General features: G+C 45.2%; 14 protein-coding genes. 10 read left to right on the plus strand and 4 right to left on the minus strand.

All coding sequences use genetic code 11. The features are described from left to right. Nucleotides 1-608 precede the first annotated feature (608 nt). The 6 genes from BLS23_RS01710 (at nt 609) to BLS23_RS01735 (ending at nt 4,479) form a co-directional block, all read left to right on the plus strand. Entirely contained in the window at nt 609-1,745 is a 1,137-nt protein-coding gene (locus tag BLS23_RS01710; RefSeq protein ID WP_089650800.1) for a D-alanyl-D-alanine carboxypeptidase family protein, read from the plus strand. Between the two features lie 209 nt (nt 1,746-1,954). Beyond that, nucleotides 1,955-2,380, plus strand: coding sequence for a DUF1801 domain-containing protein (locus BLS23_RS01715; RefSeq protein ID WP_089650801.1), 426 nt, complete (start codon nt 1,955-1,957; stop codon nt 2,378-2,380). Between the two features lie 3 nt (nt 2,381-2,383). After that, on the plus strand, nt 2,384-2,827 hold the full coding sequence (locus tag BLS23_RS01720; RefSeq protein ID WP_089650802.1) for a GNAT family N-acetyltransferase: 444 nt from the start codon (nt 2,384-2,386) through the stop codon (nt 2,825-2,827). Beyond that, nucleotides 2,824-3,495 carry an HAD family hydrolase gene (locus BLS23_RS01725; RefSeq protein ID WP_089650803.1) on the plus strand — a complete coding sequence of 224 codons (672 nt, stop codon included), beginning with the start codon at nt 2,824-2,826 and terminating at the stop codon, nt 3,493-3,495. Before BLS23_RS01720 ends, BLS23_RS01725 begins: the two co-directional genes overlap by 4 nt. Before the next feature lie 12 nt (nt 3,496-3,507). After that, nucleotides 3,508-3,894, plus strand: coding sequence for a VOC family protein (locus BLS23_RS01730; protein ID WP_089650804.1), 387 nt, complete (start codon nt 3,508-3,510; stop codon nt 3,892-3,894). 57 nt (nt 3,895-3,951) lie between these two features. After that, entirely contained in the window at nt 3,952-4,479 is a 528-nt protein-coding gene (locus BLS23_RS01735) for a GNAT family N-acetyltransferase (RefSeq protein WP_089650805.1), read from the plus strand. Nucleotides 4,480-4,673: 194 nt separating this feature from the next. Here the strand turns inward: BLS23_RS01735 and BLS23_RS01740 are convergent, their stop codons facing one another. After that, nucleotides 4,674-4,976, minus strand: coding sequence for a hypothetical protein (locus BLS23_RS01740; RefSeq protein WP_089650806.1), 303 nt, complete (start codon nt 4,974-4,976; stop codon nt 4,674-4,676). An 871-nt stretch (nt 4,977-5,847) separates the two neighbouring features. On the opposite strand from BLS23_RS01740, the gene BLS23_RS01745 reads away from it, so the two are divergent. The 4 genes from BLS23_RS01745 to BLS23_RS01760 all read left to right on the plus strand — a co-directional run bounded on the left by BLS23_RS01745 (nt 5,848) and on the right by BLS23_RS01760 (nt 8,658). Next, complete coding sequence (locus tag BLS23_RS01745; protein ID WP_089651121.1) at nt 5,848-6,108, plus strand: YhdT family protein; 261 nt, start codon at nt 5,848-5,850, stop codon at nt 6,106-6,108. Continuing rightward, entirely contained in the window at nt 6,105-7,571 is a 1,467-nt protein-coding gene (panF, locus tag BLS23_RS01750; RefSeq protein ID WP_089650807.1) for a sodium/pantothenate symporter, read from the plus strand. Before BLS23_RS01745 ends, panF begins: the two co-directional genes overlap by 4 nt. A gap of 132 nt (nt 7,572-7,703) precedes the next feature. Continuing rightward, nucleotides 7,704-8,078 carry a hypothetical protein gene (locus BLS23_RS01755; protein ID WP_089650808.1) on the plus strand — a complete coding sequence of 125 codons (375 nt, stop codon included), beginning with the start codon at nt 7,704-7,706 and terminating at the stop codon, nt 8,076-8,078. A 16-nt stretch (nt 8,079-8,094) separates the two neighbouring features. After that, nucleotides 8,095-8,658 carry a histidine phosphatase family protein gene (locus tag BLS23_RS01760; protein ID WP_089650809.1) on the plus strand — a complete coding sequence of 188 codons (564 nt, stop codon included), beginning with the start codon at nt 8,095-8,097 and terminating at the stop codon, nt 8,656-8,658. Between the two features lie 178 nt (nt 8,659-8,836). On the opposite strand, the gene BLS23_RS01765 is transcribed toward BLS23_RS01760, so the two are convergent. From BLS23_RS01765 to BLS23_RS01775, 3 genes are read right to left on the minus strand one after another with little or no spacing between them, the layout of a single operon-like run. Then, nucleotides 8,837-10,306 carry a sodium:solute symporter family protein gene (locus tag BLS23_RS01765; protein WP_089650810.1) on the minus strand — a complete coding sequence of 490 codons (1,470 nt, stop codon included), beginning with the start codon at nt 10,304-10,306 and terminating at the stop codon, nt 8,837-8,839. Next, complete coding sequence (locus tag BLS23_RS01770) at nt 10,307-10,528, minus strand: DUF3311 domain-containing protein (RefSeq protein WP_089650811.1); 222 nt, start codon at nt 10,526-10,528, stop codon at nt 10,307-10,309. Then, the gene (locus BLS23_RS01775) at nt 10,525-12,135 is read right to left on the minus strand and encodes an amidohydrolase (protein WP_089650812.1); all 1,611 of its coding nucleotides are present in this window, start codon (nt 12,133-12,135) and stop codon (nt 10,525-10,527) included. The genes BLS23_RS01770 and BLS23_RS01775 overlap by 4 nt, the downstream gene beginning before the upstream one ends. Between the last annotated feature and the right edge of the window lie 15 nt (nt 12,136-12,150).

Here is a 12,150-nt window from a genome sequence, read left to right on the forward strand (position 1 = left end):
GGCATCCCGTATCACGCATGAAACATGAGAAATCCTCATCCGGAATACTTTCCACCAATTCATGGACCGAATAGGCGATGTCATTTTCCTGAAGTTTCATTTCAACGTCCATGGGCAAAACCACTTGATTCATGTTATAATTTTTAAACATAAGAGCACCTCCGAGGTTATTGTGTAGGAACTTTAATTTTATCAGAGTGTGCTCTTATTTTTAATTGAAATGAAAAAAGACAACATAAATTGAGGAGCCCTGCGAACCAAATTGGTTCGCAGGGCTCCTTTTTGTTTCAGAGGCTGAGTTTTGTCCCAGCCTCTTTTTTCTGTAAAAGCTGCCTATTCCTGAGGGGCTGTTTTGGAACTTTTGTATGGTTGGATGGTGGTTGGGAAAGCGAACCTTTTCCCGTAGGACGTTGACATCTTCCATATTATTAAAGAAACAGCAGTTGGAAAATTTTCAGAAAATATCCAAGTAGTTTACAAGGGTATTACAATTTATTTAAGAATTCGTGGGTTTTCTTCAAATTGCGACAATTATGTATATACTGATACATGGTTAAAAAGAGCGAATGTATAAGATCAATAACTGTGTACAGGGAGTCGTCATTTAAATGAAGAAACTTATAATAATCATTGTAGTTCTATATACCACGTTTTATATGAATTCAAACATAGTGATGGCCATTTCCAAACCGGATTCTCCGTTGATCAATAGTGAAGCGGCCATCGTTCTTGAGGCGAATACAGGAAAAGTTTTATATGAGAAGAATGCTGAGACGAGTATGTACCCGGCCAGTTTGACAAAGATTGCAACAGCGATCTATGCCATTGAAAACGGGGACCTTAATGAGACTGTAACGGTTAGTGAAAGGGCTTATGAAACAGGAGGTTCCAGTGTTTTTCTTGAAGAGGGAGACCAGGCAACCTTAAAAGAGCTCGTGCAAGGGCTGCTCTTAAACTCCGGGAATGATGCTGGTGTTGCGATTGCCGAGCATTTAAGTGGGAGTGTCGAGCAATTCTCTGAAGACTTGAATGCGTACCTTAAAGAAAAAGCCGGTGTGAAGCAGACGGATTTCAAGAATCCTCATGGTTTGTTCGACTCGGAGCATCGGACGACAGCGAAAGACTTGGCTGAAATTACGAAGTATGCACAAGAAAATGAGACGTTCAAAGAAATTTATGGGTTAGAGACCCTGGATTGGGATGGGGAGAAGTGGGATGCTACGCTGTATACTCATCACCGTTTAATGAGAGAAGACCCGTATGAAGGTGTGACAGGTGGGAAGACAGGATATGTACCACAATCTGGTTTCACTTTGGCTACGAGTGCGAGCCGGGAGAATATGGATTTGATTGTAATTACAATGAAAAGCCGCACGAAAGATTTGTCTTATGAAGATACGAAGAAACTGCTGGACTATGGATTTGAATTCTATGAAACATCGGTATTAAAACCCAACGAAGAATTTCCAGGTGTAAAAGAAGACTATCAACTCCCTGAGGAGATTTCCTACACTCACCTAAAAGGAGATCCTGTTAACGCGGAAATGGACGGGGCAGGGATGCTTTCTGTAACCAATTCAGATGGAAAAGAGATATTTTCAGCACAGATGGAAAAGGTGGAGAAAGAAGCGAAACCTCCTGTGCAAAAGACAGAGGTCGAAAAGTCGGACTGGCAGGATTATTGGACACTATTCATTTTCCCGCGGCACTTTTGGGTCACAGAAATATACGAAGAACTTAAATAAACCTCCTCATTAGGGAGGTTTATTTTTTTGTTGCTGGTGAAGAAAAGGGGTGACAAAATGGTTCAGGAAAACTGAATTCGGAAATCCTCAGCCTAATGATGGAAAGGAGGTTCCGTTGCAGGTCCTCCTTTTTTCTTTAGGGTTTTAAAAGGAAATGAAGGCTAGATAGTGGAACTAGTATAAGAACACAGGGGAAAGGGGTGGGAGAGATGGCTTATGAACAAAAAACTAAGCAGAACGATCGTAGCGTGATTGCATTCATTGAAGAAGTGGACCATCCGAAAAAGCGGGAAGATGCCTACCGGTTGTTGGACATTTTCACTGAAACGACAGGGTATGAAGCCAAAATGTGGGGACCGTCCATCATTGGCTTCGGTTCTTATCATTACAAATATAAGACGGGCCATGAAGGGGATGCTCCACTTGTAGGCTTTTCTCCACGCAAAGCGAAAATCAGCCTTTATTTCGCAACGGGTGATCCGGGACGTGAAGAGCTTCTTGAGAAGTTTGGGAAACACAAGAGTGGAAAAGCGTGTGTGTATATCAACAAGGTGGATGACATTGATGAAGAGGTTTTAAAAGAACTTATCCTTCAATCTGTTACCTTCTTGCAGCGCACGTTTCCGGAGGAGTAAGGGATGTATCAGTATTTCCGAGGATTGACGATTCGTGAAGGCACAAAGGGAGTACCTGCCAAACGTGCAAAACAGCTGTTTGAAGAGGTCGGTTGGTCACAAGGTGTTCCTTTGTGGCAGGAAGAAAAATTTTCTCTCATCTTTGAGAACTCTACATGGGCGTTTACCGTATGGGATCAAGAAGAAATGGTAGGAATGGTTCGAGTCGTTTCTGATCAAATCATGATGGCGACGATCATGGACTTGGTCGTTTCGGAACCTTACCGAGGAAAGGGACTCGCCCATAAGCTGATTTCTTTATGTATGGAAAAACTGCCGCATGGAGATTGGTTTGCGCATACATCGGAAGAGAATTTCTCATTCTATGAGTCTTGTGGTTTTCATGTAGAGGAAAACTGTTCCTTTTACGGTTATCGAAAAGCGAGAGAAGAAGGACATCGAATATGATCAAGGCTGTTATTTTTGACTTGGACCGGACGCTTTTGGACCGCGATGCTTCTGTTGAGCATTTTATTAACGATCAATTCGCTCGATTCGAGAAGTCTCTCAATTCTGTATCAAGAGAAGTTTTCACCTCAAGATTCATTGAATTGGATGAGCAAGGGTATCGGCCTAAGGATCAAGTTTATCAACAACTTGTACATGAACTGGCTTTAGGGAAAGGCATGGAGGTAGAGCTCTATCAAGATTATCAGGACTCTTTTAAACATCATTGTATTCCTTTTCAAGGACTACAGGAAGTCTTGCTGCAATTAATAGCGAACAAATACCATCTGGGTCTCATCACAAATGGAAGAAGTCGTTTCCAAATGGACAACATGAAGGCCTTAGGCATTCAACCTTTTTTCAAAACCATCCTCATCTCAGAGTTGGAAGGGGTAAAAAAACCTGACCCAACGATTTTTGAACGAGCGATGGAACGGATGAATCAGCCGCCTGAAGCATGTATATATGTCGGAGATCATATGGAAAAAGATGTGCAAGCAGCAGAAAATATTGGGATGACACCCGTTTGGAAAAAGGATAGACAAGAGGAAGAATCATTGGCTCGCTATTCTATCTTTCATTTGACTGAACTCCCACCGCTTTTGCAAAAGTTGAATACTAAGGACTAAGGAGGAACGCTCGTGTTATTCGAAGTGACCAATCAAATACGTGTCCCCGACCTTGTAGAAGGGCAGCAATGGTATGAAAAACTACTTAGGAAGAAGCCTGATTTCATCCCTCATGAAGGTTTTGTCGAGTGGGAGGTCATCCCTGGATTCTGGCTGCAGCTGGCGGAGGGAGCGCCAGCTGAAAACAGTGGACCTTTCCGTATTGGCGTTACAGACCTTGAAGCGACAAAAGACTTTCTGATTGAAGAATTAGGCATTGCCCCTTTTGACATCCATTCGCGTGAAGAGGTCCCCGTCAAGTGGGGGACTTTTGAAGATCCTTGGGGCAACGGGGTAGGTTTTTATGAGTATCATGATAAAAAAGAAGAGGAAGAACGCTTAAACCTTCTTTACAAATAAGCGCGATGGGGCCGCCATTAAGGGGCTCTTTTTTGACGTGAAGACTGGAGGAAAGAAATGAACATCATTCCATTGAAATATTTTGATCTTAACAATCGCATGCTGGATGCTTTTGATCGATATCAAAAAACGGACCGCGTATGGGTGTTGAAATCAGGCGTATTTAATGAAGAACGCGATTCTTTTGAAGAGGATTGGACCGAAGAAAACAAACAGACAATCATTCATCACTTTCGGTTGGTGATAGAAAATGGCGGAGCCGTAGTAGCGGCTGTGAAGGAGCAGAAAGTCTACGGGTTCGCTGTCATTGAAGCGACTCCTTTTGGGGAAAAGGCCATGTACCGAGAATTATCGTACATACACGTGAGCCGGAACCTTAGAGGAACTGGGATAGGGAGATTGCTTTTCCAGAAAGCGGGAGCGGTTGCGAAAGCATTGGGAGCGGAGAAACTGTATATTGGTGCCCATCCCTCTGTCGGCACCCAGAAGTTTTATCAGAAGATGGGTTGTGTGCTCGCTCAGGAGGTCAATCCTATTATTTTTTCGCGTGAACCTAGAGATATTCAACTGGAATTCCCTCTATAAAAGACCCATACGCATGAAACTGCGTATGGGTCTAAGGTTATTTTTTGTTAAAGAACTCGAGGAAAGCATGATAGATCTCTGTTCCCTGATAAGATAAGAGAGACAAAGCTGTCAATGAGAACATACCGATCATGATCATTCTGAACCATAACATAGGTGAACCCTCCTTTGATTGTTGGCTGACTGGAGCAACATCAAAGGTATTGAATCACATAATTGGATTGATAGAACACAGGGTTCAGAAAGAATAACTTGCGAAAGGGCCTCATGGATGTTGATGTAATTTTTGTACATAAGCGTACGATCAACAGAAAACCAAACAAAGCTGGAGTGACAAACGTTTTGTCTGTTTGATCATCGTTTGAGGACGTTGTTTCAAGTAGAGTGCTTTCCTGGACGTCGCCTTTGAAATAGCCGCTTTGGTGTTCGCCGTATGTAAACGGCAATGCAAAACTGAGAAGCAGGATGACTATGAACAAGGCTGAGTGTCTTTTCATTCGGCGCACTCCCTTTGTATCTATGAATATATCCATTCTACATGATGCAGCCGGTAACGCAAGCAAAAGTTTTTCTAATCAAAAGGTAGTCATGTTTACTAGTTATTAAAGCATGTGGCAGGATTCTTAAAGATTTAGTTTCGAGATGTTTTTTGAGTGGATGGGGCTGCGGGGAATGAGTCGCTTTCCGCGGGAGCGCGGTGAGCCTCCTCAGGCTGACGCCTTGCGGGGTCTCACCAAGCACTCTTTTCCCGCAGGAGTCTCCCCATTCCCCTCCGCCCCTTTGCCATATAAGTGTATCAAAACCACTTCTGGAAACAGCTCATTTTCAATTGATGCAGATGAGGAGTTTTAAGCACACGGGTCATGTATTTGGATTCCTAATGTTTGATATAGAGGGCTTCCTGCGTGCAGCATGTGGACAGTGGAAGACAGCCCTTCGGACGAAGGGGTTCGTTTCTCCACTATATCAAACGGGGCGGTTGGGAAGCTGCGAGACTCCCGTGGGAGAAAGGAGATAGGCGAGATCCCGCAGGACGTAGTCCGAGGAAGCTCGCCACTCCCCCACAGGAAAGCGAGTAGCTTCCCAACCACCCCTAACGCTCAAACCAGGCAACGAACCCAGGAACATCTCGAAACTGAGCCTTCAACTATCGGGGGTTAATATTCAAAAAAGGACCATTCATACTTTATGTCTGGAAGGGGTGGAGTAGCACGTTTTTGTGAAAAAAGGGTGCAGACAGACGAGTGATTTTTCGGTAAGCTTGGAAAAGAAGAAAACAAGAATGCAGCAAAGAACAAATACAGACAGAAATAAGTAGACGTTCGGTTGAGCAAGGGGGAATAATCTATGAATCAACAAGAAAAGCGGATGGAAGATCCGCGTTACAAAATTGCGAATAAAGAAGCGTTGATCGGAGTCGCGCTTGTTGTCGTGAACTTCATTCTTTGGTATGGCTTTGCCTATGGTCTCGGGTCAGGGCCTGTGGAGGAGTACGACTACATTTTCGGCTTTCCTGCTTGGTTTTTTTATAGTTGTATCGCCGTCACGGTTTTTATCTTCCTTCTCGTGATTTTTGCGGTCAAGTTTTTATTTAAGGAAGTACCGCTGGATGAGGAGGATGAAAAATGAACTGGGGCGTTGTTATACCACTGCTATTATTTTTAGTGATCATTTTCTTCATCGGCTTTTATGCTTCGAAATACTTAAAGTCTAGTACGGATTTTCTGCAGGAATATTTTTTAGGAAGCCGTCAGCTTGGTGGTTTCATTTTAGCGATGACGATGGTGGCCACTTATGGAAGTGCGAGCAGCTTTGTCGGCGGCCCTGGAGTCGCTTACACAGTCGGACTGGGCTGGGTTTTGCTTTCCATGACACAGCTTGCGACGGGCTATTTTGTACTGTCGGTACTTGGAAAGAAATTTGCCATCATGGCTAGGAAGATTCGTGCTGTCACACTTGTGGATTTCTTAAGGGAACGTTATCAAAGTAAATGGGTAGTCATTCTTTCAGCGGCAAGCATCATCATTTTCTTATTCTCCGCGATGGCGGCCCAGTGGGTCGGAGGTGCGCGCCTGATTGAATCCTTTACAGGTCTTTCCTATACGGCAGCCTTGTTCATTTTCGCTGTTTCTGTGCTTGTTTATGTCATTATCGGAGGATTCCGTGCTGTAGCGATTACGGATACTGTGCAGGGGGTCATCATGTTTTTCGGGACGATGATCATCTTGATCGGTACGATTATCGTAGGGGGCGGGATTGAGAACATTATCTCCGATCTTGCTGCAGAGAACCCGGATCTAATTTCGCCGTATGGAGCGGACCGTTCCCTTACGCCGGTGTATGTATCGTCCTTTTGGATCCTTGTCGGTGTGGGTGTCGTCGGTCTGCCGCAAGTCGCTGTCCGTGCCATGAGCTATAAGAGCTCACGCGGGATGCACAGGGCTTTGATTATCGGTACTGTTGTGGTCGGTGTCATCATGCTCGGCATGCATTTGACAGGTGTCTTTGCTAGACCTGTCCTTCCTGGAATTGAAGTCGGAGATACAGTGATGCCGCGAATCGCTATGGAGGTGCTGCCGGCATGGCTGGCAGGCATTGTACTTGCAGCCCCGATGGCCGCAATCATGTCGACCGTCGATTCACTCCTTCTGCTTGTCAGTTCAGCTGTAGTGAAAGATGTGTATATGAACTATGTGAACCCTGAGGCAAGTGCGAAGAAGGTGAAACGACTGAGTATTTCAGTTACCGCAATCATTGGAATTCTCGTATTTGCCATGGCAATTCAGCCGCCGGATTTACTGATTTGGTTGAACTTATTTGCTTTCGGTGGTTTGGAAGCAGCTTTCATTTGGCCTGTCATCATGGGGTTATATTGGAAAAAAGGCAATGCCAGTGGAGCCATTGCTTCTATTTTAACAGGGGTAGGAAGCTATATTTTATTTCATAGCTTTATGCCTCAAGCGCTTGGTATGCATACAGTAGTACTGCCTGTACTTTTGAGTCTGCTTGCTTATATCTTGTTTAGTTTATTGACGGTGAAACGGCATGAGACCATTCAGGAGCAGGTGTTCCAAAAGTTGTGGAGTGCTTAAATAGCAAAAAGGGTGGAGGATGCTCCATCCTTTTTTTTGTTAGTAAACAAATCATAGACTGTGTTACGGTATGAATGAATATTGCTCGGGAAATAACTTTAGGTTCAAAAGTTCAGGACGGAGGGTGAACGTATGATGAAAATATATACGGGAATGATAGCCGCCTTCTTTTCATCCATCATCGTATCAATCACGGTGAACGTCTTATCTCCCGGTGATGGGGATGTTTCAGCTCTTATATTTTTGTACATATTTCCTGTTTATCTCTTTGTGGGAATTCTCTTGTCTATTATCATCGATCGTGTATGGCCTACGCGGAAATGGTGGCAAACCTTTCCTTATTATACGCTCATAGGTTTGGGGTTAAGTGGGGTCGTTGTGTTTACTTCCTCTCTAGGAAGGGGAGAAGAGCTTGTGGTTTCGGCTTTTATCATCGGGTGTGCTTGGTTGTACTTCATTGTACTTACGGTTCTTAGTTATGTAAGGAAAATGGGAGTGAAAGTATAATGGAAGGAGGACAATGATGGAGCTTGTATTTGTGCGTCATGGGGAAGGAGAACATACGGCAACAACTGATGGATTACATACCCTCCACCCTGTATTGACAACCCGTGGAGAAAGACAGGCAATAAAATTACAAGAAACATGGTCCCTATCCTCTGAAGATCTACTCATCGTCAGTCCGACGGTAAGAACTTTACAAACGGCTGAACGGTGGACTGAAGACATTTCATGCCGTAGATTTGTGTCTCCTGCCGTTGGCCCCCGCATGTTTCCGCAGAAGAAGGAGTGGAAAACTTTACCGTGTGACCGAACATTAGGTAAAGACCGGGTTTCTGCTGAATTCCCGGACTTTCATTTGATTGGTGAACGATGGGAAGAGGGGATCAATGATATCCCTGAAAAGGAATTCGTGGACGTTGCTTCTGAACTGATTCATTGGTGTAAGCAGCAAGGGAAAGACCGTGTTTTTGTCGTTACACATGATGGTACGATGACAGCATACAGGCAATGGATCGAAGGGAGACCATTAACTCGTGAGGATTTTCCGAAAGAGACGGACTGGGTAAGGGTTAAGGTGGAATGAAGAAGCCCTACAATGATGTTACGAAACATAAACAACATGTGGAGAGTCATCGTTCAGGTGCGAAAGGGAGGCTCCCTTTTTCGATTAAGGTTATGGAAATCATTCTTTCTGCACTCCTCGTGCATGTGTTTCTTCATTGAAAAGGCACAGCGTTTACTAAACGCCTGTGCCTTTTTGTTTATGACCCTATTTTTCTATATTCCTCTGCCATTGGCATCTCTTTTCCTTGAGTAAAAGCACTGATTAGAACGACAAGTCCTACGTTAACAATCAAGCCGAGGATCCCTGGATTAATATCCAAAGGGGTGGACTCCGCGACAAGCTGGAAGTAGTAGTTGACGACGGTTCCTGAGATTAATCCTGTAATGACAGCTGGTGCGGTGATTTTTTTCGAATACAAAGCACCATATACCCCAGGTGCGAATTGGACGATTGATCCGTAGGCTCCGAGGAGGAGGGCGATCAACCCCTGTCCACCAAACACAGTGATGAAATAGGCCAGCCCGCCAATTACGAACACGCCGATTCTCATGATTAAAAGCGTCGCTTTCTTTGAAAGGTCCCTTTTCACGTTGCGGATCAATCCGTCCGTGAATTCAAGGGAAGCGCTGTGTGTGATGGCATCCGCGGTACTCATGGCGGCTGCCAGGGCACCAGCACCGACAAGGCCATACACCCAGCCCGGCAAAGTGAGAACGGTGGTAATCAGGTATGGCAAAATTTCATCAGGTGAACCGATTTGGTCGGATTGGATGACGTTGACGGCAGAAAATCCGACGAACAAGAGCGGGATTAAGAACAAGGCGAACATAGGATAGACGAGCACGGTTTTCTTGATCGTCCGTGCTTTTGTAGCATAGGATTTTGAAAACAAGTGCGGCCACATGAGAAACCCGATGGTCGATACGAGTATAGTCGTGGTGTATGCCATCGTGGACATCGTTGAACCTTCTGCACCGATCTGCAGAAAGCCTGGGTTGTCCTGTGTCAAATTACGGAACATGTTCGGGACACTGTCATGAAGCTGATTCACGATTGTCAGACCGACCGTCCAGGAAATGACGATCATGAGAATCCCTTGAAACACATCAGACCAGGCTGCAGCCCGAAGCCCGCCAGTAGCTACGTAAACGACAACAATTCCGTAAGAAAGCAGGGCACCAAGCCAGAAGGGGATCCGTCCTTCTGTCATGATGTTGAAAATATAGGCCATCCCTTTCATTTGTGTGGCCAAGTACTGGATAGAGGCTAGTAAAGCGACAATTCCAATGATCATGGCGATCACACGGCTGGAGTAGCGCAGCTGTAAAAATCCGGCGACCGTATAGATGTTGTGCTTCCGGCCGATAGCTCCGATTTTCGGTCCAATGATATACCAAGGTAAGATGGCGAAGGCTGTATAGGTGATGATGTACAAAGCTGGAGCACCGCGGGAAAAGGCCCATCCCGGAGCGCCAAGGAAAGAGAAGGCGCTGAAGACCGCTCCACCCATGAGGAACCACATGACGAACAGACCGAGATTCCCTTTTGCTGTTGTGAACTCTTCTAGTGAACTTTTGTCCTGGTTACGGCCAGCTAAAACCCCGATGAATAAAGCGACGACAAGATAACCAATCATCATGATCATTGCAATTTGCCATTGTGCCATTTAGTGGACCTCCTTTTCGTCTTTGTCAGGATCGATTTTGTACAGGAATAGGACGATGATGAATGTGACTACGATCCAAAAAATGACCCAGAATACCGAAAAAGGTAACCCGATAATGAATGGCGTTTCCCTGTTGGCGATGGAGAATAGAGGGAAGACCAGGAGTGAAAATGGGATGGTTAAGGATAGGCAGTAAATTTTAACAAACTTTTGTTTGGTCAATGAGCATCCTCCTTTTGTTTTTCATACACGAGATCTCCATTCAGGACCGTCATTTCAACTTGGATGTCCTTTAATTGATGAGAGGGACAATGCAGGATCGATTGGTCGAGTATGACGAGATCTGCGTACTTTTCTGGTTCGATTGTTCCTTTTAAATGTTCATCGCCGCTTGCGTAAGCCCCTGCCCACGTATAAGCGCGGATCGCTTCTTCGACCGTAATAGTCTGATCTGGTCCGACGGATTGTCCGTTTTTACTTGTTCGATTGACGGCTGCGTGGATGCCAATCAGCGGATTCACCGATGTAATGGGGCTATCGGAACCGATGGCAAACGGAATGTTCTGTTCCAGATAACTTTTTAACGGGAAAAAGTGGTGGATTCTGTCCCCGTAATCGTTGATATACCCGTCTCCGAATTCGTAAAGAAAAGCAGGGTTCGGAATCGGAATGGAATGGGTGGCTTTTATCCTTTCTACAAGGTCAGGGGGAGTGATTCCTGCATGCTCAAGCCTGTGACGATTGTTCATGCCTGTTTTGTGATTGAGCGCTCGCTCAATTGTGGTCAACAGCATATGTACGGATTCATCCCCCATGGCATGAGCGGTAATTTGCCACCCTTGTTTGTGTGCAGGGAGGAGGTGTTGATCCAGTTCTTTTTGATCCATATATAGAATACCTGAATCATCTGGATTACTCGTATATGGCTTCCGGGTTTTGCATGTGGGGCCGCTGCTGCTTCCATCAATGAAAACTTTCGCAGGACCGATTTTAAACCAATCGTCACCGAGTCCTGTCATGATCCCGCTTTCTACACCTGCTTTGACTACGGATGGAGAATCGTAGAGGGAACCATACATGACGTAAAGACGCTGTCTGATTTTACCTCTCTGAGCAGCTTTTTGTAAGTAGCGGATGTGTTTCGTGCCATATCCTCCGGCATCATGGACGCTCGTTATCCCATTTTGTAAAAAGTGACTTGAGGCCATTTGTAATCCAAGCATCACTTCCGCCTCTGAATAATCGGCAAGCTGGAACATTTCCATATGGGCGGCTTCCAACAATAATCCGGTAAGATCGTCACCATCCCTGTGATAGGTTCCCCCGGGTGGATTTGGTGTTTGTGAAGTGAGGCCTGCCATTTCCAGTGCTTTGCTATTCACACATGAAATATGACCACAGGTACGTACGACAATGATTGGATGGGACGTGGACACTTTGTCCAAATCCCATTTTGTCAGATGGCGTTCTTCAAGCAGGGCGTTTTGATTGTACCCCCAGCCGCGGACCCATTCTCCTTGAGGTGTTTCCTCTGCCCGCATATGAAGTTTTTCAATGATAGAATCTATGGAATCCTCCTGCTTCAGGTTGACGCCGAGCTGATTGGTTCCGTACAACTCGAGGTGGGCGTGGGCATCATTAAATCCTGGCAGCAGACTTCTTCCATTCAGATCAATGACCTCTGTGTGAGAACTGCACCGTTCCATTATTTCAGCCGTCGATCCTACTTGAAGAATCCGCTTCCCTTTGACAGCAAGGGCTTCCTGGATGGTGCCATGTTGATCTGCGGTTATAACTTCTCCGTTGATGAATACGGTTGTTGCTTCCATCTTTTCTCCCTCCAT

Source organism: Halobacillus aidingensis (assembly GCF_900104185.1).
Classification (GTDB): Bacteria; Bacillota; Bacilli; order Bacillales; family Halobacillaceae; genus Halobacillus; species Halobacillus aidingensis.

Coding starts and splice junctions, on each gene's coding strand:
- BLS23_RS01710 (WP_089650800.1), top strand. CDS start 609: ATGAAGAAACTTATAATAATCATTGTAGTTCTATATACCACGTTTTAT.
- BLS23_RS01715 (WP_089650801.1), top strand. CDS start 1,955: ATGGCTTATGAACAAAAAACTAAGCAGAACGATCGTAGCGTGATTGCA.
- BLS23_RS01720 (WP_089650802.1), top strand. CDS start 2,384: ATGTATCAGTATTTCCGAGGATTGACGATTCGTGAAGGCACAAAGGGA.
- BLS23_RS01725 (WP_089650803.1), top strand. CDS start 2,824: ATGATCAAGGCTGTTATTTTTGACTTGGACCGGACGCTTTTGGACCGC.
- BLS23_RS01735 (WP_089650805.1), top strand. CDS start 3,952: ATGAACATCATTCCATTGAAATATTTTGATCTTAACAATCGCATGCTG.
- BLS23_RS01740 (WP_089650806.1), bottom strand. CDS start 4,976: ATGAAAAGACACTCAGCCTTGTTCATAGTCATCCTGCTTCTCAGTTTT.
- BLS23_RS01745 (WP_089651121.1), top strand. CDS start 5,848: ATGGAAGATCCGCGTTACAAAATTGCGAATAAAGAAGCGTTGATCGGA.
- panF (WP_089650807.1), top strand. CDS start 6,105: ATGAACTGGGGCGTTGTTATACCACTGCTATTATTTTTAGTGATCATT.
- BLS23_RS01755 (WP_089650808.1), top strand. CDS start 7,704: ATGATGAAAATATATACGGGAATGATAGCCGCCTTCTTTTCATCCATC.
- BLS23_RS01760 (WP_089650809.1), top strand. CDS start 8,095: ATGGAGCTTGTATTTGTGCGTCATGGGGAAGGAGAACATACGGCAACA.
- BLS23_RS01765 (WP_089650810.1), bottom strand. CDS start 10,306: ATGGCACAATGGCAAATTGCAATGATCATGATGATTGGTTATCTTGTC.
- BLS23_RS01775 (WP_089650812.1), bottom strand. CDS start 12,135: ATGGAAGCAACAACCGTATTCATCAACGGAGAAGTTATAACCGCAGAT.